Origin of the sequence: Bacillus sp. UMB0893 (assembly GCF_002858905.1) — a bacterium.
Classification (GTDB): Bacteria; Bacillota; Bacilli; order Bacillales; family Bacillaceae; genus Bacillus_P.
Genome location: NZ_PKLB01000007.1, coordinates 302898 through 327140, shown reverse-complemented (window position 1 = coordinate 327140; position 24243 = coordinate 302898). Strand labels below are relative to the sequence as shown.

General features: G+C 35.2%; 24 protein-coding genes. 9 read left to right on the top strand and 15 right to left on the bottom strand.

The window, feature by feature from the left end; translation table 11 throughout:
• The first annotated feature begins 43 nt into the window (after nucleotides 1–43).
• Nucleotides 44–748, top strand: coding sequence for a transglutaminase domain-containing protein (locus tag CYJ36_RS17140; protein ID WP_101568462.1), 705 nt, complete (start codon nucleotides 44–46; stop codon nucleotides 746–748).
• A 130-nt stretch (nucleotides 749–878) separates the two neighbouring features.
• On the opposite strand, the gene CYJ36_RS17135 is transcribed toward CYJ36_RS17140, so the two are convergent.
• Nucleotides 879–1184, bottom strand: a complete 306-nt coding sequence (locus tag CYJ36_RS17135; RefSeq protein ID WP_101568461.1) for a recombinase family protein — start codon at nucleotides 1182–1184, stop codon at nucleotides 879–881.
• Between the two features lie 621 nt (nucleotides 1185–1805).
• A complete protein-coding gene (gene fbp, locus CYJ36_RS17130) occupies nucleotides 1806–3734 on the bottom strand; it encodes a fructose-1,6-bisphosphatase (RefSeq protein ID WP_101568460.1) in 1929 nt (642 codons plus the stop codon).
• 162 nt (nucleotides 3735–3896) lie between these two features.
• Between fbp and CYJ36_RS24890 the strand changes: the two genes are divergently transcribed.
• Nucleotides 3897–4220 (top strand): recombinase family protein, encoded by a 324-nt coding sequence (locus tag CYJ36_RS24890; RefSeq protein WP_101568459.1) that lies wholly within the window; start codon nucleotides 3897–3899, stop codon nucleotides 4218–4220.
• Nucleotides 4221–4507: 287 nt separating this feature from the next.
• Here the strand turns inward: CYJ36_RS24890 and CYJ36_RS17120 are convergent, their stop codons facing one another.
• Nucleotides 4508–4867 carry a class I SAM-dependent methyltransferase gene (locus CYJ36_RS17120; RefSeq protein ID WP_101568458.1) on the bottom strand — a complete coding sequence of 120 codons (360 nt, stop codon included), beginning with the start codon at nucleotides 4865–4867 and terminating at the stop codon, nucleotides 4508–4510.
• A 182-nt stretch (nucleotides 4868–5049) separates the two neighbouring features.
• Between CYJ36_RS17120 and CYJ36_RS17115 the strand changes: the two genes are divergently transcribed.
• Both CYJ36_RS17115 and CYJ36_RS17110 read left to right on the top strand, forming a co-directional pair.
• Nucleotides 5050–5724 (top strand): DUF421 domain-containing protein, encoded by a 675-nt coding sequence (locus tag CYJ36_RS17115; RefSeq protein WP_101568457.1) that lies wholly within the window; start codon nucleotides 5050–5052, stop codon nucleotides 5722–5724.
• A 278-nt stretch (nucleotides 5725–6002) separates the two neighbouring features.
• Nucleotides 6003–6455 (top strand): VOC family protein, encoded by a 453-nt coding sequence (locus tag CYJ36_RS17110; RefSeq protein ID WP_026965279.1) that lies wholly within the window; start codon nucleotides 6003–6005, stop codon nucleotides 6453–6455.
• 352 nt (nucleotides 6456–6807) lie between these two features.
• Here the strand turns inward: CYJ36_RS17110 and CYJ36_RS17105 are convergent, their stop codons facing one another.
• The 4 genes from CYJ36_RS17105 to CYJ36_RS23780 form a co-directional block, all read right to left on the bottom strand.
• A complete protein-coding gene (locus CYJ36_RS17105) occupies nucleotides 6808–7428 on the bottom strand; it encodes a LysE family translocator (protein ID WP_101568456.1) in 621 nt (206 codons plus the stop codon).
• Nucleotides 7429–7907: 479 nt separating this feature from the next.
• Entirely contained in the window at nucleotides 7908–8216 is a 309-nt protein-coding gene (locus tag CYJ36_RS17095; RefSeq protein WP_308315338.1) for a hypothetical protein, read from the bottom strand.
• Between the two features lie 1035 nt (nucleotides 8217–9251).
• Nucleotides 9252–9518 carry a hypothetical protein gene (locus tag CYJ36_RS17090; protein ID WP_101568453.1) on the bottom strand — a complete coding sequence of 89 codons (267 nt, stop codon included), beginning with the start codon at nucleotides 9516–9518 and terminating at the stop codon, nucleotides 9252–9254.
• Between the two features lie 614 nt (nucleotides 9519–10132).
• Entirely contained in the window at nucleotides 10133–10309 is a 177-nt protein-coding gene (locus tag CYJ36_RS23780) for a hypothetical protein (protein WP_180850398.1), read from the bottom strand.
• A 467-nt stretch (nucleotides 10310–10776) separates the two neighbouring features.
• Here CYJ36_RS23780 and CYJ36_RS17085 point away from each other — a divergent pair, with 467 nt between their 5' ends.
• Both CYJ36_RS17085 and CYJ36_RS17080 read left to right on the top strand, forming a co-directional pair.
• A complete protein-coding gene (locus CYJ36_RS17085) occupies nucleotides 10777–11739 on the top strand; it encodes a S8 family peptidase (protein WP_101568452.1) in 963 nt (320 codons plus the stop codon).
• Nucleotides 11739–12554, top strand: coding sequence for an endonuclease I family protein (locus CYJ36_RS17080; protein WP_180850396.1), 816 nt, complete (start codon nucleotides 11739–11741; stop codon nucleotides 12552–12554). The genes CYJ36_RS17085 and CYJ36_RS17080 overlap by 1 nt, the downstream gene beginning before the upstream one ends.
• Nucleotides 12555–12921: 367 nt before the next feature.
• Here CYJ36_RS17080 and CYJ36_RS17075 read toward each other — a convergent pair whose 3' ends face one another.
• From CYJ36_RS17075 to CYJ36_RS17055, 5 genes are all read right to left on the bottom strand, one after another.
• Nucleotides 12922–13905, bottom strand: coding sequence for a molybdopterin-dependent oxidoreductase (locus CYJ36_RS17075; protein WP_257962512.1), 984 nt, complete (start codon nucleotides 13903–13905; stop codon nucleotides 12922–12924).
• Between the two features lie 217 nt (nucleotides 13906–14122).
• Nucleotides 14123–15205 (bottom strand): HAMP domain-containing sensor histidine kinase, encoded by a 1083-nt coding sequence (locus CYJ36_RS17070; RefSeq protein ID WP_101568450.1) that lies wholly within the window; start codon nucleotides 15203–15205, stop codon nucleotides 14123–14125.
• Nucleotides 15202–15912 (bottom strand): response regulator transcription factor, encoded by a 711-nt coding sequence (locus tag CYJ36_RS17065; protein WP_101568449.1) that lies wholly within the window; start codon nucleotides 15910–15912, stop codon nucleotides 15202–15204. Before CYJ36_RS17065 ends, CYJ36_RS17070 begins: the two co-directional genes overlap by 4 nt.
• Before the next feature lie 55 nt (nucleotides 15913–15967).
• Nucleotides 15968–16216: a hypothetical protein gene (locus CYJ36_RS17060; protein ID WP_101568448.1), complete on the bottom strand. Its 249-nt coding sequence runs from the start codon at nucleotides 16214–16216 to the stop codon at nucleotides 15968–15970.
• 1148 nt (nucleotides 16217–17364) lie between these two features.
• The gene (locus tag CYJ36_RS17055) at nucleotides 17365–17889 is read right to left on the bottom strand and encodes a GNAT family N-acetyltransferase (protein ID WP_101568447.1); all 525 of its coding nucleotides are present in this window, start codon (nucleotides 17887–17889) and stop codon (nucleotides 17365–17367) included.
• A 323-nt stretch (nucleotides 17890–18212) separates the two neighbouring features.
• Here CYJ36_RS17055 and CYJ36_RS17050 point away from each other — a divergent pair, with 323 nt between their 5' ends.
• Nucleotides 18213–19445 carry an MFS transporter gene (locus tag CYJ36_RS17050; RefSeq protein WP_101568446.1) on the top strand — a complete coding sequence of 411 codons (1233 nt, stop codon included), beginning with the start codon at nucleotides 18213–18215 and terminating at the stop codon, nucleotides 19443–19445.
• Between the two features lie 538 nt (nucleotides 19446–19983).
• Here CYJ36_RS17050 and CYJ36_RS17045 read toward each other — a convergent pair.
• Nucleotides 19984–20409 carry a hypothetical protein gene (locus CYJ36_RS17045; RefSeq protein ID WP_101568445.1) on the bottom strand — a complete coding sequence of 142 codons (426 nt, stop codon included), beginning with the start codon at nucleotides 20407–20409 and terminating at the stop codon, nucleotides 19984–19986.
• A gap of 46 nt (nucleotides 20410–20455) precedes the next feature.
• Nucleotides 20456–21811, bottom strand: coding sequence for an amino acid permease (locus tag CYJ36_RS17040; RefSeq protein ID WP_101568444.1), 1356 nt, complete (start codon nucleotides 21809–21811; stop codon nucleotides 20456–20458).
• A 331-nt stretch (nucleotides 21812–22142) separates the two neighbouring features.
• Here CYJ36_RS17040 and CYJ36_RS17035 point away from each other — a divergent pair, with 331 nt between their 5' ends.
• Nucleotides 22143–22772, top strand: coding sequence for a LysE family transporter (locus CYJ36_RS17035; protein ID WP_101568443.1), 630 nt, complete (start codon nucleotides 22143–22145; stop codon nucleotides 22770–22772).
• A gap of 10 nt (nucleotides 22773–22782) precedes the next feature.
• Here CYJ36_RS17035 and CYJ36_RS17030 read toward each other — a convergent pair whose 3' ends face one another.
• On the bottom strand, nucleotides 22783–23553 hold the full coding sequence (locus CYJ36_RS17030) for a YqcI/YcgG family protein (RefSeq protein ID WP_257962511.1): 771 nt from the start codon (nucleotides 23551–23553) through the stop codon (nucleotides 22783–22785).
• 435 nt (nucleotides 23554–23988) lie between these two features.
• Here CYJ36_RS17030 and CYJ36_RS17025 point away from each other — a divergent pair, with 435 nt between their 5' ends.
• On the top strand, nucleotides 23989–24240 hold the full coding sequence (locus CYJ36_RS17025; RefSeq protein ID WP_101568442.1) for a hypothetical protein: 252 nt from the start codon (nucleotides 23989–23991) through the stop codon (nucleotides 24238–24240).
• Nucleotides 24241–24243: the final 3 nt, after the last annotated feature.

Below are 24243 nucleotides of genomic sequence, written 5' to 3'. Positions count from 1 at the left end.
TTGCATTTTCAATGGAAGAACATAAAGTAGTAGACGATTTTAAGTGGTTAAATATTATGATCATAATTATCTCGAAAAGCTCCGTCAAAAATTCCGTTTAGAAAGCTTGATTAATAATCAAATGGATGAGTTACAAATTGTTGAAGTGGTAATGAAATGGGTAAGCGGACTTTGGAAACATAATGGTGAAAATGAACCTCGACACTTTGACCCATTATTTATATTAGAGGAAGTTTCAAATGGTAAACAATACAGATGTGTGGAATATGCAATCGTTCTTAATAGTAGTTTAAATGCATTAGGGCTATATTCAAGAATTCTATCCTTAAAAACTCAGGATTGTGAGACTAGAGAGTATGGTGCAGGTCATATTGTAGTGGAAGTATTTATTCCTAAGTTAGAAAAATGGATTATGGCTGACCCACAATTCAACGTGGTACCCTACATCGATAAAACCCCTATAAATGCTGTAGAATTTACTTTAAATAAGAAAAGGTCTGTGCAAATTAATCATTCATTCGGGAATGATTTTTCTTATTACGATTGGATAAAGCCGTATTTATTTTATTTTACTATCAACTTTGATAACCGGATCAATGATAAAAGGTCCTATAAAGATAAGAAACAACTGATGCTTGGACCTATAAATACAAAAATCCCAACTGTTTTTCAACAAATTCACACAATTGGAGATGTTCAATATATAAATTCGTTAAAAGCATTTTATATTGATCCTAGAGCTTTATAAACAGCTGCCTTACAATATTCCTTATTAAACAATCGGGGGGCTTTTCTGAAATATCCATGCAGCGTGGATTGTCCAGAACGATCTTCAACAATCTGGCCCGATTGTTGAACAAAAAGGTTGAAACCATTCTTCAATTAACGTTTAGTTCTCCCATGGCTTTAACAGCTGTCAACTCTCCTGCTTTTCTGGTATAGATTTCATTAAATCCATCTGTTGCCTGTTTTTTTGACCGACCAAACACTACTCCTTTCTCTAAAGCAACATCTATTCCCTCACGCTGCCGTTTCCTAATACGATCACGTTCTTCCTGTGCCATCCAGGAAAGTATCTGTAATACCAAATCAGCAATAAATGTACCAAGTCTATCTTTATATTGAGTAGTGTCAAGTAACGGAATATCCATCATTACAATATCTGCTTGAATATCCTTTTCCATTTCTTCCTCTAACTCTATCAAATCCGTTCGAAAAGTGTATGTAAAATAGAGAACGTTCGAATAATGTTTTCATACTTAAACGAACGAAAAAAATAAATGAATTAATAAAAAAACACCCGTTCGATAAAGTGTACTTTTATGGACGGTCAAAATAACAAATCATAAACATAAAAGTAGGGAAACCTCTCTCGAAGCTTCCCCTTATCAAACCGTATATGACTTATTAAACCTTACATGCTCTATCAAATTGTGCGTGTATTATCAAACTATGCATGTCTTATTTAACTATATTTGCCCTATTAAACCATTCGTATTTTATTAAACTGTACATGACCTATCAAACCGTGCATGTCTTATTAACTGTACATGACCTATCAAACTGTGCGTGTATTACCTGCAGAGGCGATATTCGCTTTATTTCCACCACTAATAGATGAAACAATAATAATGATTGCGGCAATTGAAAATAACGGTAATATTGAAGCACCCTTTTCCGGATTCCTTACCAATCACCTGCATGGCTTCACTCTCTTGATTTTTGTTGGTTTGGTTTAGCGTGGTATTACCTATTCCATCACCTTCTGTGACCATAAGGTTACCTGCTGAACCATTTGCTAAATTTTAGCTATAGCGATATTCTCTCAGACTATTCAAAATCGAGATTTCCTGTAATAATTCCTCTCCAACATTCGTTTCGATAACCTTTTTTCTTTCTAGTTCTTTATCGACCAATCTTTTGACTGATAACACATCTGTTCCATTTATTAGAATATCTTTTTTAGAATTAAAGTGTTTATGGGCGACAAGCTGCATGCCGTAGGAATTATATAATAACGTGTATCCAGCTATCCCTGTTTTTGATTGATAAGCTTTTGAAAAACCACCATCAATGACAATCATCTTTCCATTTGCTTTAATTGGATTTTCTCCTTCAATTTCTTTAACTGGTGTGTGGCCATTTATAATATGACCTTGATCAGGATTAAGATTAAATTCTGTTAGAATTTTGCCGCAGACTTCCTCATTTTCACGTAGATAGTAGTATGGGTTCTTTTTCTCTTTATGGGTTGCCTTATCCGAAATGAAATACCTTTCAAAGGTTGTCATTTCTCTTTTCCCAAAGAGCGATGAATATTCTCCAGTCCATAAATACCAAACCATATCTGTCGATAGATCGTCCGTCTCTTCAGGATGTGCATAAGCATGTCGTAAATAACGTTCAAAAATATCAAGTAAATCACGGCCAGCATAGGTTTTATCTTCAATCGCCATTTTTTCCATATTCCCATCTTCATCTAGAGGAATACAGCCATGTATGAGTAAGTTTCCGTTATATTTTAAATAAAGGCTGCCCTTCTTCATAAGGAAATTCATATGTCTGGCAAGCTTTTCTGAATGCTGTACAGAAAATAACAGTCTATCCATCACTTGCTTTTCTTCCTCTAATAATTGATCCGGCTCCTCTGGATTAATGGTTGCAAAACATGTATTTTCTAAAGGGTACGTTTTCCCATGAATGTTTATTTCATTTTTGTCATAATCAATTTTCTCAAGCAAAAGCCTTTCTGACATATTAAAGTACGGGCGTCTCTTGATAATAGGGCTTTCAAGCTTAAACTGAATCATAGCAATCGCTTGATGTATTTTCGTAATTTGTAATTGTTCATGATCAGATAGTTTTTTATCTGAATTGATCTTTGGTCGAAAGACTGGATTGTCTCCATAGTATTTCTCCGCTAGATTAAGAAGTGGTCTCAGATTGATTCCATATACATCTTCAATAATATCCAAATTGTTGTAACGAGCACTGATCCGAATAATATTTGCGAGACAAACCTTTGAACCAGCAAAGGCACCTAGCCATAGGACATCATGATTTCCCCACTGTATATCAACGGAATGATAATTGATAAGAGTATCCATGATTTTATCAGGTTCAGGTCCGCGATCATAAATATCCCCTACGACATGAAGATGGTCAACAACCAACCTCTGAGTGCTGTAAGCAAGGCCGATAATCAGCTTATCTGCCTGTCCAAGGGAAATAATTTGCTGGACAATTTTTGTATAATACTGTTCCTTATTTGCCGATTCATCTGTTTTGTATAGCAGCTCTTCTATAATATAGGCAAACTGATTAGGCAATGCTTTACGTAATTTTGAGCGAGTATATTTAGATGAGGCATAAGAAACGAGCTTAATCATACGACCAATAATTTCTTTATACCACTGGTTTAATTCTTGTTCATTTTCAAATTTATTCTTAATTAACTGAATTTTCTCCTCAGGATAATAAACTAATGTCGCCAATTCAATAATTTCTTTTTCGTATAATCCACCGTTAAAAAGGTCTCTTATTTTCTCTTTAACTCTCCCCGAACCATTTCTTAACACATGTTGAAAGGCTTGGTACTCCCCGTGTAAATCACTGACAAAATGTTCTGTCCCCTTTGGTAGATTAAGAATGGCTTCAAGATTAATAATTTCAGTTACCACTTTTTCTTCACAATCATATTTTTGGGCAAGTAAATCTAGATATTTTGCGTTCAAAATTATGTATCCCCTTTCAAAATTCACTATTTATATTCCATCTAATAGATTGAGATTAAATACTTATTATAAGATAAACTTAAAGGTTTTGGTGTAAAGATTGTATTTATTTGAATGAGGTATATAGATTCCTAATGGAAAAATAGAGAAAAGCTAAAAAAAATTATAGAAACACTACAAGTAAAACTAGTTGATATCAATGAAACAGCAAACCCTCTGAAATCTTTATTATTCAAGGTTTTAGGTTCTTTTGTGCAATTTGAAAGATATATAATAGTTGAACGAACATCTGATGGTAGAGAAAGAGCAAAATCGAGAGGTAAACACATGGGGCGTCCTTCACAACCGAGAAGGAATATAGAAGAAGCAATACGATTATATAATAGTAAAAACACGAATAGATCAAGTGTGAAAGACATTATCAAACTCACTAGCGTGCCTAATGCACCTTTATATGTGGAAATTAAAAAAAACAACCTAGAATAGTTATTCCACGTTATGAATGGCTCAACCATCTTTTTACTTAATGAGCTTCACAAAAATTGATGCACTACTTAAGGATTGCGCCGGTTTGTTCAATAAAGATTTATGTAACAATATCCTATTCTATTCTTTTAGCTGTTTCTTGAGCTAGTTCCGTTAGCTGTGCTTTGATGGAATCTTCAAGTTTTTGAAACCGAACACTTTTGATAGCCTCTTCTATTTGATTTAGGTTATATGGTTGAGACACAGCTTGTTTAAAGTTCGCTCGTAGCACCGCAAATGATATTGCTTCAAATCGATCTGCATGTCTCAACCCAGATCGGCAATTGAATGAAAACAGTGCGATCATTTACAAAATCTACGGACTGGTCCTCAACCTGTAAATCTAAGACATTTCCATGACGCCAGTCAACATGCACCCCAGCCTCCTTTGCCTGTTCAGCAGCGACCCTGAGAGCTTCTGCCATCATATGCAATCCGTATTGGGCAAGAAAAACTGCTTCTCGACCAGCTCCACAACCAACATCCAAACCCACTGTCTCCTTTGGAAAGTTTATAGTGGCAAGAAAAGCAACCAACTCCTGTGACGGATACGAAAGATCCCACATATCCCGAAAACTCCCATTCATATATGCTTCGTCCCAACTCATTTTTAACACCTGCCCATAAAAATTTTTTCCTTAATTCCCATTCTGTCCAATCCACTAAATTTCCTGAACATGACTATAATTATAACTATAAAATAATACTATTTAGTATGTTTATAAATTTATGTGACAAAATAGTAGTTGTATTTTTTATAGATAATGGTATAAAAAATGAGGGTGGAAAAATGTTCATTTTTGTCGGGAAGTTAATTCTGCTTTTTGGTATGGTGATTCTGGCAATGCGTTGCATGGGTAAAACTGTGTTAGCGCAGTTGACACCTCCTGATCTTGCAGCCATTGTGTTTCTCGTCACATTGTCTGTCACTCCTATCAAAGCCGATGGGATTTTACAGGCCATTATAGGAATCACTATCATCGTTGGGATGTACGTGTTATTTTCTAAATTAAGTCTTTTTCGCTGGTTAAACCGGTTGTTTATCGGTCAACCGAGCATTTTGATCAAGCATGGAAAAATCTCTAGAAGAGAATTACAGAAAACTCGCTTTCCTCTCGTGGAACTAATGTCCGCCATTCGAACCGCAGGATATCCGAACATACAGGATCTCGATTATGTAATTCTCGAACCGAATGGAGATCTTAGTATCTTACCTAACCAAGCTGTTGTTAATTTGACACCCAGACACTTAAACATTGAAACGGACTATCAAGGACTGCCGATTGCAGTGATCGTCGAAGGGAAAATCCAGCATAAAAATTTAAAATTAATCCAAAAGGATGAAAAATGGCTTCAGGAAGAGTTGGCGAACAAAGGATTTTACCAACTCAATAATATCTTTTATGCGGCCGTCAGTGATAAAGATCATTCTTTAATCATTGACACCGGCAATCAATACTCTTAATTTACATACACCTCTTTCCAAAGAGAAGGAGTAAAATTGGTCAAATATATACCAATCAGGCATCGGCAACGATCGTGGTTTACGAAGTGTTGTTCGTTAACAAGATATTATATGACATACCCGAAAACCCAATTTCACATTTTCCTATACTGTGACTTTTCTTTGTTATCATGAACTGTGACAAGGTGTTTTTTGTTTGGAAGGAATTTGTAACTTTTTAATAGAATAATTATGAAGATGATCAGATAATAAATTTTTACACATAAGGAGATAAAACTATGGCAAAAAACAAATTACTAAGAATGGACAATGTCGGCATCGTTGTAGAATCCCTTGATGACGCAATCTCTTTCTTCGAGGAGATTGGCTTGAACCTCGAAGGGCGAGCCACTGTCGAAGGTGAATGGGCTGGTCGCGTAACCGGATTGGGTTCTCAGTGCGTAGAGATTGCTATGATGGTTACCCCAGATGGCCACAGCCGACTTGAACTTTCGCGATTTCTCACCCCACCTACTATATCAGATCACCGGACTGCTCCTGTAAACGCCCTCGGTTATCTACGCGTCATGTTCACCGTTGAAGACATTGACGAAATGGTATCCAGACTCACTAAGTATGGTGCTCAGCTCGTTGGCGAAGTGGTTCAGTACGAGGACTCGTATCGGCTCTGCTACATTCGTGGAACCGAAGGACTTCTAATCGGTTTGGCGGAACAACTCGGTAACAAATAAGTAAGTGACGTTTTATAAAAAGCATTTACTAAAATATACATTACTGAAGTAAAAATTGAAACAGAAAAGCAGTGTGAAAGTAACTCGAAGAAGTCGGGTACGTCATATAACACAGCATTCACGCTGGGGGACGCTGCGGGGGACTCTCCGTGCCCCTTGGTCGCCAGGAGAAGAAGCAGGTAAGCAGATTCAGGCGATTGTACTATTGTCAATACCTGCGACCATGCACAGCATGCCCGCCCATTTCCGCCCCTAATTCTTCTTTGGAATAGACCTCTATAAGAAAAAGCTGCCTTTATGACAGCCTAGATCAGATCTTCAACTCTTTATGATATATTGAGTTATTGCTTGATTATTCTTGAGTTTGAAAAGCTAACTTTAAACCTAAACCAATATAGACTAAACCTGCGACTTTCCCAATCCAATTTGAACTCTGGTTAGTTTTAGCTAAGAACTTTTCACCTATTATACTCGTTAGGAATGCTATGAAAGTAGTATAAATTATACTCATCAGTACAAATGTTAACCCAAGCATTAAAAGCTGAATTGTTACTGGATAGCTATCGCTTCGGACAAACTGTGGTAAGAAAGCTAAGAAAAAAAGTGCAGTCTTTGGGTTTAGTAATTCAATCAGCAAAGCCTGACGAAAAGATAAGTTAGGATTCATCTTTTCAACAGTAGGTTTCCCAACCTTTTTAGTTTTATTGATCAAAGCACTTATTCCTAAATAAACTAAGTATGCTGCACCTATATATTTAACTACTTCAAAAGCATATGCAGATGTCATTAAAATAGCAGAAAGCCCAAGAACTGCCGCAAAAGTATGGATTAAGTCACCAAAGGCAATACCTAAACCTGTTACAATTCCATTTTTCTTCCCACCTTTAATAGTTTGAGAAATTGTTACAATAACAGCAGGACCAGGGATTAAAAATAACATTAGAACAACTAAAATAAAAGTCATATTCTTCATCAGTCCATTCCTTTAATTGATATACGGTTTTTACAAAAATAAAAGTTTCAATTTAAACATTTAATTAAATTGTTTATTCAATTAAACTGCTTATTTAGTTTAATATTCGAATTCATTTGTTTTCACTTCGATAATTCTGGCTATAATTCATTATTGTAAATTAGTTTCTGAGGAGGGTTTATTTGTTTTTATCCGAAGCGTGGAAAACTTATGATTCACTTAGTTTTTCTAACTTTCTTTCTTCACTATTTTCATGTAAGAAATATAATAAGATGTATTCCTTTTTATTTTTCCAGTCACAGTATAAAACCTTCATGTTCAAATGGTTCATTGAAATCATTCATAGTTTATCGCGGCAGAAAAACTTTCCATTCATTCCTTTGTTTCATGTACCAGGTTTCTACCATATTTACAAGCAACCCGTTAAATGAAGCCTCACCTCACCAGGCTTTATTTTTACTTCGGAAAATATTCGTTTATTAGCTCTTTATTAGCATTTTATCTAATTCACGTACTTTATCATATGACTTTAATAGTTGTTCAGGTACCAATGTTCTCCCATATTCCCAAGCATTAATTTCTATTTTAGAAAAAAGATTTTCTTTTTCTTCTTCGTGACCATATATTAGTATTCTTAAATCATGTTTGTTTTTCTTAAAATCTAAATAATAACCAATCTCATGATAAAGAATAATTTTAACAAAGTTTTCATCTGACTCTTTAATGCTAATCTTACCTCTATAACCGTTAACTTTAAGATAATTAAATTTTATAGTATTTGTCGACACGTTATAACTCATAGGTGCAGGCAGATTATTGTTAAACTCATAATTAATATCTAAATTGTGCTCATGTAATGTATTTTTAATTATCTTCTCGATATCCCATATATAAATCATCTTTCTCTCACTACCCTTCAAGTATATAAAAAACCTGTCATTTTAGTTTTATGTGAATCTATCACTTACTTCAAATTCATTGGTCAACCCGCATTTAATTTAAAATATAACGTTTAAATAAGATCTCGTTTAAATTATTCAAGTTTCTGTCTTGAATTCCCTCCTATTATTTCATAATATTGCCCTTCAGTGGAACAAGGGAGGGAAAGGAGTTCACTCAGATTTTTTTCTTCTTTAAATCAACTTCAGGATATTCATCCGCTAATAGTATTTGTATTTGTGCTTTTGTGTATATTTAAGCAATTTTCTTAAGATATATATGATTTATAGCAATATCCATTATTGCGTCCCCAAATTCCTCCTCATACATTCCTTTAACCGATTCATATAACGCTGAATTACCATTAAGAAGAAGCATATCTATTAAACTTTTTTTATTATTATTGTTATCCAAATGAACGATAGTTTACAGTTATAGCATTCAACGTCTTTAATTGCATGGAATATACCTCTATAGTCAAATACAGCTGACCGTGCATTGTTTCACTCTTAACCATTTCAGCATTAGAAAAAGCCCCTCCATGTTATGGGAGAGACATACTAGTGTTATATTCAAAAAAGAATGACTTTTATTTAAAAAATTCCTTTTTAGATATATGCTACTTTGCAGACCTTTGGTGAATATGATGATTCTTTGCAAGTAGTTTATAACATCTAAGAGCATCGGAACAATGAACAATATCTGTTCCTAGTCGATTACCTAAATGGATTTCTAAGCTATCTTTTGTAGACTTTCCAGCATTTTTATAGTTTAAATATAAATCCATAACTGTTCTTTAATATCCGGCATACAAATAGCAGAAACTTAGTAAAGAAAATTAAAAAGAGATTAGATCATTTGGTTGGTTAAAAAAGGACCTTTCATTAATGAAGATCCTTTTCAGTAAATGAAAGGGGTGAACCAGTTGAAGTATGCTGATTAACCCAGTCAAGCGAAACTTTTGAAACGGCAGTCCAGTCAGGAATTTGTGATCTGTGTCCTTCAATCCAACTCATACAATATTGCGGGTCTATATTATTTTCTTGGCATTGTGCTAAGAACGACTTAATTGTAGTTTCCGTACAGTTTTGCCATGATCCACAAGTATTTTTCCAAACATTTTCCATTATAAGATCAATTTCAGCAGGCATATATTTGATTCCTCCGTTATTTAAAAGTTAAAATCAGGCCTTAAAAACTAACATCAATAAGTATGTCCATGACTAAAAAAATCATACTGCGTTATAGAAATTCAGTTGTTTCACTGGAATAAAGTTTGATTAAAAATACCTCGCAAACCCATATTTACGAAAAATTTAAAGAATCCATTTTGAAAGAAGATTTATCAAAATGGTTCTTCAAATTCTTCTGCCAACGCATCTATCTTCTCTTTTAATACAATCCTTTGTAAAACTAAAGATAATCGAAACACAGACGTCCTGAGAACACGGTAAATAATAAAAGCCACTCCACGCTATGGAATGGCTTGGTGCCATGCAGCTAAGATTATACTCCTTAAACTCTGTTAAAACATACTAGATAATTGTGTATAGGATAAGTAAACAAATAACACTAAACATAAAGTAAATGCAGTATTACTAAGCCAATTATTGCTATTTTCTTTATCTATACATTTAGAGTTTAATAAGACGAATAATACCTATCGTTTATTCATAAAAACCACAGAAACTGCCCTTTCCCGTCAGACAAATTCTGTGGTTTATACATCAAATTTGAAAAATAAATGTTTTATGTACAGTAAAGGTTAAGATCCAACGCTTTGTTCTAATGCAGTTTCCCAACTTGGAAAATAATACAATGCATTTTTCATTAGCTCTGGATTTGACTTCTTTACTTGCTTCTTACGAAGTGACTGTCCTTCTTTTTGCATTAGTCCAGAGATTTGGTTCTTAACTTCTTCCACGCTCATACTCGTATCCACAAAATTCCTCCTTTCTATTTTCAACTATATAATTTCCAATTAATGAAAAATAATACAAATTCTCATCCAATACTTCTTCTTTAGTTCAATAAAAAAGGCAGATATCCTTATTAGCGGATATCGTCCGATTGTTGAGAAAATTATTCATGCGTGATTGACTAACAGATACCAATACTATTTTTCTCTTAAAATTCCGATAAGGCTCCTCAAGTTTTTGAATCTGATAGGTTGGAAAAATATCAGTGATATTAGGTTTTATTCTGGGTTAATCCAACTTTCAACTAAACCGGGTAGATGACTTGTTATCTAAGAAGTCAATTATGATTTTCGTCACTTGAGTCAAATGTCCCACAAGAACATTTGTTCGATAAAAACACATCTATTGTAACTGTTTATATGGATTCTGAATTGTTAAACTTTTAGTAACACCAAGAATACACAGAAACTTAATTCTGGGAGGGATACTAATGGAGCGAAAATTGCATTTAATTCCTTATCAAGTGAATGCAGAGGTCGAATCGGTGTATGAGGTGCCAAAAGGTATTGAGCTTATTTCGGCTCCAAAAATCTGGGAGAAATCGAAAGGTAAGGGAATCACGGTTGCGATATTGGACACAGGCTGCGATGTCACCCATCCTGATTTGAGTGAGCGAATTATCGGGGGACGGAATTTCACTGGTGATGATAATGGAAATCCTGATGTATACACTGATTTTAATGGCCATGGAACCCATGTGGCTGGCACAATTGCTGCCGTCCATAACGATACAGGAGTAGTTGGGATTGCACCTGAAGCAAGTTTACTGATTATAAAGGTGCTTGATAAAAATGGATCAGGTCAATACGATTGGATCATTAATGGAATTAACTATGCAGTTGAACAAAAGGCGGATATCATTTCCATGAGCCTCGGTGGTTCTGAGGATGTAACTGAATTGCATCATGCTATTCAAAACGCAATCGCTAAGCAAATTCTAGTAGTTTGTGCTGCTGGAAATGAGGGAGATGGACTGGATTCTTCAGATGAATTGGCCTATCCTGCCTGCTACAATGAAGTCATCAGCGTCGGAGCCATTAATCTGCAACGCGATTCTTCTGAATTTTCAAATTCGAATAATGAAGTCGACTTAGTAGCTCCTGGTGAAGAAATTCTTTCAACATATTTAAACGGAAAGTATGCAAAACTAAGCGGAACTTCGATGGCAACACCGCATATATCCGGTGCACTTGCGCTCATTAAAGAGATTGCCAACAAAAACTTTGAGCGAAATTTGACAGAGCCTGAGCTGTATGCACAATTAATAAAGAGAACGGTCCCTCTAGGAAACTCGCCAAAACTCGAAGGCAACGGTTTGCTGTACTTAACAGCAGAGGACTACTTATCGGATGTGTTCAACCAAAAATTATCTGCTCAGGCGTTGAAAATATAATGGAAAAGCTAGAATTGCTATACAGTGAATGGGAAACAGCAAAGTCAGACTTTTTAAAATATAAAGAAAATCGTCCCTATTATGATGAAAAGAAAGATAAGGAATCCAGGGACCAATACTATCAGAGCATTTCATTCACGGATGCTAATCTGTCAGACAGTCTTCATACATTGCTTAAAAAAACACATACAGATCAGTTAAACTACAGCCCGCACCGTTATGTGTACCCATGGGTTGATTTACAGGAAAACGGTTCATTAAAAAGCCTTTATTCTGGAAAAGGGATGAATCCACTTTCTGTCATAGAGGAGGATATTCGGCTCCATGAATTGCAGGCAAAAGGTTTAATCGGCAGCTTATCGGAATATCTATTAAACTGTGAACATGTAGTTCCTCAATCATGGTTCGATAAAAAAGAACCGATGAGGGGAGACTTGCATCATCTATTTGCCTGCGAACCCACCTGCAATAGCAGTCGCAGCAACCATCCTTACTTTGATTTCCACGATTATGTCCCTGAAGGATGGATTCTAGGAATCAAAGATGGCTGCGGCAAGTCTGAAGGAAGTAAATTCGAACCAGAATACGGAAAAGGAATCGTTGCCAGAGCAACACTCTATTTCCTAATTCGCTACCCAAACACAATAAAAAAAGAACTAGAGAATGTCTCTTTATTACTAAAATGGCATCAAACATTTCCGGTATCCATCTATGAAAAGCATCGCAATCTAGCTATCCATGAACTTCAAGGCAATCGGAACCCATTTATTGATTTTCCAGAGATGGCAAAGAGTATTGTAACCAAAGAAAAATGAAATGATTGATTGGAAACTCCTTTGTGAAGGGGTCTTTCTAGAATAAAAGATTGAAAGGAGAGCAGCCATTCGGCTTCCTTTTGTAATTTTTATGCTTCGTAAGAAAAGTGCCAAACGATTTTCAAAGGTTCCGGCAGCAACTTGCAACAGGCTCGATGTTCAATTTATATAATTACAATTAACTATTGAATTAAAAAGCCTGTATCAAAGATTACCAAGTAATCTTTGATACAGGCTTCTTTTATTTCTTTGCCCTGCATAAAAGCTGGTATCTCTCCTATGACTCTGTATCTCATTCATTATTGAGTTACTTTTATTCGAACGATAACAAAACCGGGCCAATACCCTGCATGTATAATCTTTTCATCTAGTGAACCCACGCATCTTTGGAGTAGCCGCGTTTTTCCCAATATCCAATATGTTCATAATCGATTAGCTCAATTCGGTTCAGCCACTTAACAGACTTGTAAGCATACATTTTTGGCACAATCAGCCGTACTGGCCCACCATTTTTTTCAGTAATGAGGTCCCCATCTATTAATACGGCCACCATGACATCATCAAGCATAGCTTGATCCAATGTTAGTGTATCTGTATAAACACCATCTGCTGAATACAGCTTAACGTATTTTGCTTCTTCTTTGATACCTGATTGCTGTAAAAGGGTTCTGAGTGGTATGCCTTCCCACGTTACTGAATAAACACTCCACCCAGTCACACAATGGAAGTCGCTTACTTGAATATCTCTTTTAAGCTGAACAAACTTGTCCCATTTGAAGGTACTCGGGTTTTCAACAAGACCATCAATGGTAAAGCTCCAATTCTTATCGTTTAATTTTGGAATTTCAGTTACCGTATAGTAACGAAACTCCCCCTTCCTTCCACCTCCTATTGGCGGGAGTGATTTTGCAGCTGGTTTTGGAATGGGTGAAAATTGGTTCCCATTTGAAACAGGAGTCTTTCCGCTAACAGACGCAAAGTTAAGCTGAGTCCATTTTGAAATAATAGGTAAGAATAAGATGGCAATCATACTTCCGCTTAATAGACGCAAAAACGATCTTCGCTTTAAGATGGGATTACCATCTTCAATCAGCAAGGGCTCCTCTTTCATCTCAGCCTTATGAATAAAACGATTTTCTGCGTTTTTAAACCATTTACTCCTCGTAATACTGTGATAGATCACATATGGCAAGCCACCCCAGGTTGCAAGATCATGAATGATTAATGCCCACGAACTAACAATTGGCGGAGTTTGTCTGTGAAATGTCAATAGAAAACCAGAGATAATGAGTACAATTAAAATCGAAATAACTAATTTGAGATTAATCCGATTATTCTTCTTTCTGCTCAATGTCTTTACATGCTTTTTCACCTTTGGTAAATAAAACAGTAAGGGCAAACAGCTAATCACACCGATCCAAATGTGGAGATCTTTTACTAAAACACGTATAGATGGAAACGTTGAACGAAAAGTTGAAGAAAATAAAAGCAAGCCTGTTAAGCTTAGTACGAAAAAGAAAATCGCATTGTAATAATGTAATTGAATTAGCTTCTTCCCAAAGTTTAAATTACGTTGAAATAAAATCTTCAAATTCACTCTTCTCGTTCACCTCTCCTCTATTCATTGGTAATACAATTAAGAATTCACTCCCTTTACCAACTTCACTTTCAACTGTAATGACACCGTTGTGCCTTTCTACAATCGTTTTTGCAATGGCAAGCCCGAGTCCAGCTCCGCCAAATTTCTGATTCCTGGATTTCTCAATTCGGTATGTTCTCTTAAAAATATGGGGAAGCTCTTCTATACAGATTCCCTCTCCCTCATCTTTAATAGAGATTTGAATTTTTTGATTCGGCAAAGAAACAACGGTTAGGCAAATGGTACCGCCAGCTTCTGAAAAACGAATCGCATTGTCCAATACATTAAATAGAACTTTTTGAAAATAGAGGCGGTCTACATGAATAATTGGGATTTGGTTTGGGAGATTCACGTCAATTTCAATCCCTTTTTGCTCTATGTGGATTTGCTCGTGCTCAAGGACAGCAAGCAGCAGTTCATCTACTAATATCGGCTCAAACGTAAGCTGAATCCCGCCTGAATCAAGCAATGATAGCTGGAACAGCTGCTGAATAAGCTGATCAAGTCGTTCCGTTTCAAGACAAATTGTACGTAAATATCGCTGAAAAGTAGCGTCATCTTCTACGACACCATCTTGGATGGCAGAAACAAATGCTTTAATAGATGACATTGGTGTTCGTAAATCATGTGAGATATTGGCTACCAATTCTCTTCGAGAGGCCTCCGTCTTTTTGATCTGTGTAAAAGCCTCATTTAACCTCTTATTCATATGATTAAATCGGTTTGTCAGTTCTTTAATTTCAGCAGGACCTTCCACTGGAAGAGTATGATTAAATTTCCCTTTTTCCACTTGGAGTGATTGCTTAACGAGTAAATGAATGGATCGTTCAATAGGTTTTGTCAGTAAATAATGAACGAAACTAGACAAAAGCGATGAAATAATCGTGATAATAGATAACCAGATGATCATTTGATTTGGTAAGACCATATATACATAGCTTACAAATAAGAAGGTAAACATGATGATTACACTCACACTATTTGCAATAAAAAAAATCCATTTTATTTTCATACATTTTCACACGGCAGGAATTTATAACCGATCCCCCATACCGTTTGGATATAAGCTGGTTTAGAAGGATTTTCCTCAATTTTTTCACGCAATCTGCGTATATGAACCGTAACAGTTGTCGTATCATCATCAAATTCTGTTTGCCACACTTTATTCAAAAGCTGAGAACGAGAGAATACTTGCTTCGGATGGGAAGCAAGCAGATGCAGCAAATCAAATTCCTTCATTGTTAGTTCTATTTTTTTCTCATGAAGAAAAACTTCTCTATTTGCAGCATGAATCGTTAATGAATTTGCTCTTAGGATTTGTACTTCATCCTTTTCGTGATTAGGTTTTTTCCTGTAATCCAGCAACCGGCAAATGGCATTTACTCGTAATACTAGTTCTCGAGGATTAAATGGTTTTGTTATATAATCATTCGCTCCAATGGTTAGCCCAATGAGCCGATCATATTCCTCGCCTTTAGCTGTGAGAAATACGATAGGAATATCATCACTTTGACGAATTTCCTCACATACCTTCCAGCCATCTACAAAAGGCATCATTAAATCTATGATAATCAAGTGAAATTCGTTCATCTTCCATAATTGCAGCGCCTCATCTCCGTTTGAACCCGTTACGACCATATAGCCTTCCCTTTCCAAATAGCGACTGCACACATCTAGAATTGCAGGTTCATCATCTACAAGCAAAATTCGTTTATTCACAAACGTGTCATTCCTTTGCATTTTTCCTTTATTTTATCACTTAGCTGTCTACAAATTACATGTCATCGTCCGCTTCTTGGCTATCCATTTCTTCCTCAGAGTTCATGTCTTCTTCCATCATCTCTTCATCTTCCATTTCTTCTTCGCTGTTCATATCTTCACTTTCTTCTTTTTCCATTTCATCGCTCATTTTGTCTTCGTCCATATTACCATTCATTTGTTCGTTTTCTGCATTTCCGCAAGCAGCCAAGAATAATACTCCTGCCATTGTCATTGACATTAATAATAACTTCCAATTTTTCATTTGCTCTCTCCTCTGTTCTATAATTTCGATTCGCTATTTATCGTACTAAATAAATCTTTCTTCAAAATAAATAAAGTATTAAATAAGTCTTACAATTTAAAGAATACTTTAAAATTCTACAATCATGTTTTAAAAAGGTAAATATTTCATATTACTCACTACTGACATTGGAAAAGAGTCTTGAGAGCGTCAGGAAAAATCGGATTTACAGCAGTAAGGAAATACCAATGTAAACAAACCTAATTTCTCGATTACAAGACCAAGAAATTAGGCTTAAGATACTGCAAAAAAACGCCAGATGAATACTTTTATTATTATTGATTTGTCTTTAAATTTTTTCCAATATATTGGACGATCTTGCGAAGTTCAGTAATATGCTAAGGTTTTCTTCCACAATTGCGCCCGATGATGGAAGATCATTATATATTCTTATTGAAGATAAGACCCGTTTGTTTAATATGATAAGGACACCTATTTGTATCCTCCTCTATAAGTTCATCATAACAATGATCTAGGCGTTTGAACCAATGGTAGACACTTCAACATGACTTTATTCATTGTGCTATAGTGTTACCGGTTCCTCACGTTTCCTGCCTCAGCTCTCTAAGCCGCCGATTCCTAAACCTTGAAAAAACGAAGTTATTTAAGCAAAAAAAGCAGGCAAATTCAGGTGTTTTAGAGTTTTTATCGGTGTCTAGTAGAACGTTCAAAAACATAACCCTAAGGATTAACGACCTCATTTCTACAGTCACCATTTATTAATCGCTCCGTTTGTTCATCTTACACGACTCAGAGTTACAAAAATTAATGACACAATAATGCCTTTAAACGTCCTTTTGTTCAATATCTAGTTCAAGGAAATGTTTTATCATTTCTTAAATAAATAAATACATTTTAAAGAATACAGGGCATATAAAAAAACTTATTTGACCTGATATATTGTTAACGACATTGTATACCAGGCAAAGAAGGTTTTTATATAATAGATAATGTCTTTTACATAAAAAAGGACGAACCGTTACTTTAACCTAAATAAGCTTTTAAAGCTTCTCAGTGACTTTGTATCTCTTCACATGTGCAGGTTCAATACGTGTTCCATGAGGATAATTCTTAGGTACTTTACTTATTACCTTATTGAATTAATGAACTCAGTGAAAACACTTCTCCATACGGATATCTGACCACAATTTATCTTGCCAATAGGTGAATTTTTCTATACGGCAGATTTCCTTGTATCCCATCTTCTGGTACAGCTTCTGGGCCTGTATATTATATTCAAATACTCCCAATTCAATCCGATTAAGACCTTGCTTCTTAATCTGTTCCTCTAAATATTTTATCGCTGCATAACCAATGCCTTTACCTCTGCCTTCAGGCTCACCTATCGTAATCCCTATCCAGGCCGTTCCTTTGTCTTTTTTGTAGAGATGGCTCGGATCTACCATGTAGTTCATTTCTCCGATAAGCTGGTCATTCTGATAGATCAGGTAGATGTGATGGTCTTCTAAGCGTTTTGTTAAGTTATCAAGGGTAATAATCCTCTTCTGTTCCAATTCTGACTTATTTTGGCTGGGGCGTGTCAACGGAATCAAAGTGGGGTCGTTTTCCCAACGATTAAACACTTCAACAAGGATTAGGGTAGGTTCTGTTAATTTGATGAAAGAAGTATTCATGGGGCGCTCCTCCAATTAGTATGTAGAAATATGATTTTCTTTTAACGGTTTATGTTATTTGCATAAAGCTACTCTAATACCTATCTTACTACACAAACCTCCCTGCCTGTTTTCCTAATTCTAATTATTTCAAAACCAGATGATTTACTCCATAATTCTTTCCAAAATACCTGATCAATTTCATTGCACTTTCTTTCCCTTTTATTTCTTTTATTCATTTCAATCTTAGGTTAAATTGATAATTACATAAAAACAACCATAATGGCAACACTAATATCTGAAACATGTCAACCTGAATAGGAAAATGATTATGAGGTGCAGTGATGGTAAATGAGGGAAAAAAAGTAAGCAAATGGTGCTTAGTAAGCATGGCATCGATTCCTCTAGTGATGACACTTGGCAATTCAATGCTGATTCCTGTGTTGCCAATATTCGAAAAAGAAGTACATATTACTTCATTCCAATCTAGTATGGTAATAACAAGCTATTCTATAGCATCCATTATATTGATTCCAATCGCAGGATATTTATCAGATCGAATCGGCAGAAAAATTGTTATTTTACCAAGTCTCTTAATTGCATTAATTGGTGGATTAATTGCTGGATTTTCATCATGGAAACTCGATGATCCTTACATGTGGATTATTATTGGACGAGTCCTTCAGGGAATAGGAGCAGCCGGGGCATCTCCAATCATATTGCCTTTAGTAGGGGATTTGTATAAAAATGATGATGAAAAGACAAGCTCATGCCTAGGCGTAATAGAAACCTCAAATACGTTTGGTAAGGTACTTAGTCCAATTATAGGTTCTTTTTTCGCTGCTATTTTATGGTTTATTCCATTCTTTTCAATTTCTTTTTTTAGTTTAATCTCAATTGTTCTTGTTTTTATTTTTGTAAAGGTTCCTAAACGAAAAGAAGAACCGATAAAATTCAAGGAGTTTTTATCAAGGACTAAGCAAACATTTCATAAAGAGGGTAAATGGCTTTACATCGTTTTTTCCCTTGGAGCATTTGTTATGCTTATACTATTTGGTGTTTTATTTTTTATTTCAGATCATTTAGAGAAAGTATATCAATTAAAAGGTGTGAAAAAAGGGTTTTTATTGGCAATTCCTCTGCTGGTTTTATGTATCTCTTCTTTTATTACTGGGAGATGTATTAAAGGTAATTTAGTTTTAATGAGGTATATAACCATTTTTAGTCTGCTTATTTTGTCTATTAGTGTAATCTTTGTAGGTTTTGTAAAGGATGAACTTGTATGGTTATTTGTCGTTACAAGTATAGTGGGTTTGGCTATTGGTGCTATGCTGCCAACTTTAGATGCAATGGTGACGGAAAATATTGAGAAAGATGAAAGAGGCACTATTTCTTCCTTTTACAGTTCTGCAAGGTTCATTGGAGTTGCAGCCGGGCCGCCAATCATGACTATGGTTATAAAAAATCACTTAAATATAAGTTTTATATCTGCAGGTCTCTTAGGGTTGACAATCTTATTGTTTGTTTTTAAAAATTTTAAAGGAAAACCTAAGGAAAGAAAAATAGTATATTACTAAAACTCTTCTTATCCTTTAAATAAGTACACCTTCCTTTGTGTTATATATGCTGGGTATTCAAATCTTATGGTATCTGCATGATTGCTCAGTGCATGCAGATACTTGTGCCGTTAATTACAATGTTTTTTCGCAGGAACATTCCTTAACCAATTTTTCACCAATTGTTATTTAATTTTAGTTCTTATGTTTTGAATAACTGCATAAGTTACCATGCCAGATACAACCCCATCTTCCAATATTAAACTGAGTCTACAAATCCCCCTAAAAATGTATTATAAATTCTCGTCCTTTTCTATAGTAGTGTATTTACAATTTCGAGGGTTATAAAAACAAGGAAATAACTTCACGTCCCTTTTATATTATGAAAGTGGAAAAAAAGGGGTATATCTTGTGAAAGTTCCCACAACTACATAATAACAAAATAAAATACTCTAAAAAAAAAGCCCCTCTTGGGACAAGCTGGAATAACACACTTCCTTATGTATCACATCCTTGTCCCTTACTCGGCTTTCTCTTTGCTTAATGTGTTTTATAACTCTTAAATAAGAGAATCAAAAGAAAATGCATCGACAGATGAAATTTTCCCTCTCCACCAGGCAGTATTGGAGGAATGATAAGCAGAATTATGATAGCGTGCATTTCTTAAATGGAGATAAGTCGCTGAAGTACCTTGTTCCTGCTTTTTTTCTTTTTCTCCTTCTTCTTGCTTTTGTTTAATGTAAGCATCTTTTAAATCACTAAATCTTTTTGCGACAATTCTTGACATTGTATCATCTTTTAATTGTTTTGATGACTCAGTAATACCATCATAATAAGCATTCGAACTTATAAGTACTCCTGATACGATTGCCCCATTTATATTAAGGGTTACATTTACCTCTATCCCATCATTTTCAACAAGCGATAAAAACATTAATAATACCGCATCTTCAGTTCCAGTTTGTTCATTCTTAGTGTTAGCCACCTAATTCACCTCATTCAGGTTCATTTGAACTTACTCTAGTTTTTGATCAATAATATCGAATTTGACTCTTTTCATTTTTCCAATACTTTTTCATTCTTAGACATACTAAACAAATAATTAATACGAATAACAAACTTACATAGAAACCTGGGCGGATGGCTTTTTCCAATAATGTTCCGCCTATCGCGGCTAGAATCAATGCCAATCCTATGATAGAAAGGATTTTATTCCATATTGTATTCTGCAGATTCTTAAATGAAGAAATAATAATGAAAAACCAGTTATATAATAAAAGAATTCCAGCCGAGGTCGTGATATACTCATAAATTTTTCCAGGTAACAGCAAGGCCGTTATAATCGATGCTACAAGACCTAAAGCTGCTAACCCCAATGATGGTACAGGGAGCTGTTTAAATCTTTTGCTTTTTTTTGAAAAAAGCGCAGGTGCGTCTCCATCTTCCGCTAACGTTACAAGAAGATTTGTAACTCCAAACAAAGAAGCTGTCATAGTCGAAAATCCTGCGATAATGATCGCACCATTAAAAACATGCGGAAAAAACGGAAGGTTATAACCTGACAAAGCGGTTACAAATGGACTTTCCTTATCATCAAATGAATCAACAGATACCAAAATGACTGCAAGTGCCAACGATAAAACATATACACTGGTTAAGCACACAAGCATAATCTTACCAGCTTTCGGTGCATCCTCTTTGTTTTTTAGCTGCATGTCCATAATCCCGATAACTTCAATACCGCCATAAGCGTAAAAAGCATAAATAAGAGAGGCCCAAAACCCTTTAAATCCATCTGTAAACAATTCAGAGATAACAGAGGATACCTCAGGCTTTTTGGCTTCATTTAGAAATCCAAAAATAGCAGCTGCTGCAAGGATAATAAACATGATAATTGCAGCAAATTTAAGAATGGCTAAAATATCTTCAACCTTGTCAAAGCCCTTCGTTCCGGTTAAAACTACGACAATGGATAAAACAGCGTAGCCGGATGCAAAAATCCACAAGGCTACATTCGGAAACCAAAATCTAGAAAGAATAGAAAGTGCGGTTAGCTGACTGCCCATGATAAGAATATTAGAGCACCAATAATTCCAGCCGCAGCTAAATCCTGCCCATTTACCATACGCCTTGCCGGCATAATAACAAAAGGATCCCTTCTGCGGGTCTTCCGCAGTCATTTTTGCAAGGACATTAAAAACACTATATGTACCTAGTGCCGCCAATAAAAAAGATAGTACGATGGAAGGACCTGTGATGCGAATACCGATACTTGAACCAAGAAAGTATCCTGTGCCGATGGTACAACCCACACCAATTAAAGATAATTGCCACCATTGGAGATCCCCATTTTTGTTTTCATTACTGCTGGGACTGCAGCTGCTCATCAAACCCCCCCTTTCACCATTATTATTGTTCGATAAATAGGCTTCTAATATGTATTTTGATTCGAACAATCTCCATATGAATATTTGCTAAGTGATTTAGTTCAACAATGCAAACAGAAGCCACTGATAGAAGGGGCTGCAGTATAATGAACACTCGTATAACCGTCTCTAAAGATCGTGATAATATGTAATCGGATAATACCCTGTTCTTTAAAGAATCAGGGTATTTTTGCTGTGCCTAAGCTTCAAAGTAATATTTTGAAATTAAAGTGGTACAGGCTTTTAGTTGGGAATATGATTACTTATAGAAATGAATTTGGAGGGTGAAATTGTGAACAGTTTTTTAACTTACATGATTCTTGGAATTTCTTTGGCTGCACCGATCGGTCCTGTAAATGCAGCTCAACTTAATCGCGGAATTAAAAAAGGATTTTTTCATGCATGGATATTTGGATTTGGTGCGTTACTCGCAGATATTTTCTATATGATGCTCGTATATTTTGGTGTCATCCATTTTATAGATACATCTTTTATGAAAACATTCCTTTGGATATTCGGTTTCTTTGTCCTTACTTATTCAGGTATAGAAAGTCTTTTAAGCATAAGGGAAATAAATATGAATAGTGATTTTCGCGGGAATACTTCAAGATTCAGCTCTTTTTTATCAGGATTTTTAATGTCTATATCCAACCCTTTAACCATTATGTTTTGGTTAGGTATTTATGGATCTGTTTTAGCTAAAACGGTATCTAGTTCTAGTTTACAGCAGCTTCTATTGTATAGTGCTGCAATTATCTTCGGCATTTTAATATGGGACTTTACGATGGCAGCTGTCTCAAGCTCTGCCAGAAAATTCCTGCACTCTAAAATCATCATACTTATATCTATCCTCTCATCTTTGTTTATGATTGGATTTGGTATCTATTTTGGCTACTACGCATGTATTTCCCTATTTTATTAAAAGACTAAAGCTACCTATTTTCGTTATTTGTACTTTTATTTTCTTTTTCATGATAACTCGAAAAAGGACAAGATTGTGCTGAAGTATCATCATCCCTTAGGAAATACTGCTTCCATTCGAGATTGTCCTCATTTCCATACTGATTCAAATCTGCGTGTGGTGCGATTGTATCATACTGACTTAATCGTTTTCTTATCTCATTTTTAACTTTATTGCTATAGACTTGATTCTTATTAAATTCATTTAGAACCCAGCGTGGTGTAATAGCCAGCATTAGATATGGAAAGAAGCGGCTGTTCCTATGGCGATGATTAGGTGTAGCACAAAACATAAAATACTTTTCTCCAGCAAAACAATATTCCCAATCTTTGTTTTCAGGATCAAATGGAATTTCTATCGGCCATTGATTCTCATCAAAATGTTTTAATTTTGACAAGATAAACCAGAATAGATTCTCATAATTTTCAATAGTATAGGATTCTATAGAAGGAATGTTATTAAAAAAAACAATAAGTGATGAGTAACTTCCGGTGCTCTCTGAGGTTTCAGAATAATACTTAAACTTTTTGGCGAAATCAGATAAGGAGTCATTATCTAATGGATTCTCAACAAACACATACCTAAAATGATTCATTGCAAAACCCTGTGTAGCAGGAATGCAAGGGAATCTTAATTCTTTGCTTTTCATTTTCTTCACAAAAGAAAAAAAAGCATCTCTTTCCCAGTATTTTAATGAAGTTTCATGTTTATAAATGAATTCTTTATCATAAATCTGCTGCACTTTTATCCCTCCTTTTCCACTGTATTTCCGTGGCTTGGGATGAGTGCATATTCATGATATTAATTAAAAGGATGTATGAATAAATATGAAGATTGGGATCTAAATGAGTTAATTCACTATTCGATAATATCGTTTTATATTTGATCATTAATCTTGAAACGCAAATGTTTTATGCTGATCTGCGCCTATTACACCCATAAGACCCCATAAATCATAAAAATACATATAATAATCCAAACACTTATCCTGAATGAGCCTTAAGTTATTGAGCAGAATATAAAGGAATCCAGCAGATCGTGCACCATGGACCCAACCAGTATGAATTGAAGTTTTCTCTAGTGAAGGGCAAAAATGGAGATACCAATAATAAGCCGAGCAGGAAAGCTGAATTCAAACACCGTTTGAATATTTAATGATTAAGTTGGAGGAAAGATTATGGAAAATGTAAATTTAGATGATATGTCTCATCTTGTGGAACAAGCAAGAGATGCAGTGATACATGCCCAAATGAATTTTAATTCTGCAGAATACCAAAGAGCATTTCGAGCGTTAACACTTGCTAAGGAACAAGTAAAATTAGCTATGCATCAGGAAGTGGATGAAGATCAGAAAGTTATGGTTCATCATGCCAGCGAACATTTAACTCATTTAAGTGAAACGCTTGTTGCCCTTCAGAGTACCAATTAAAAC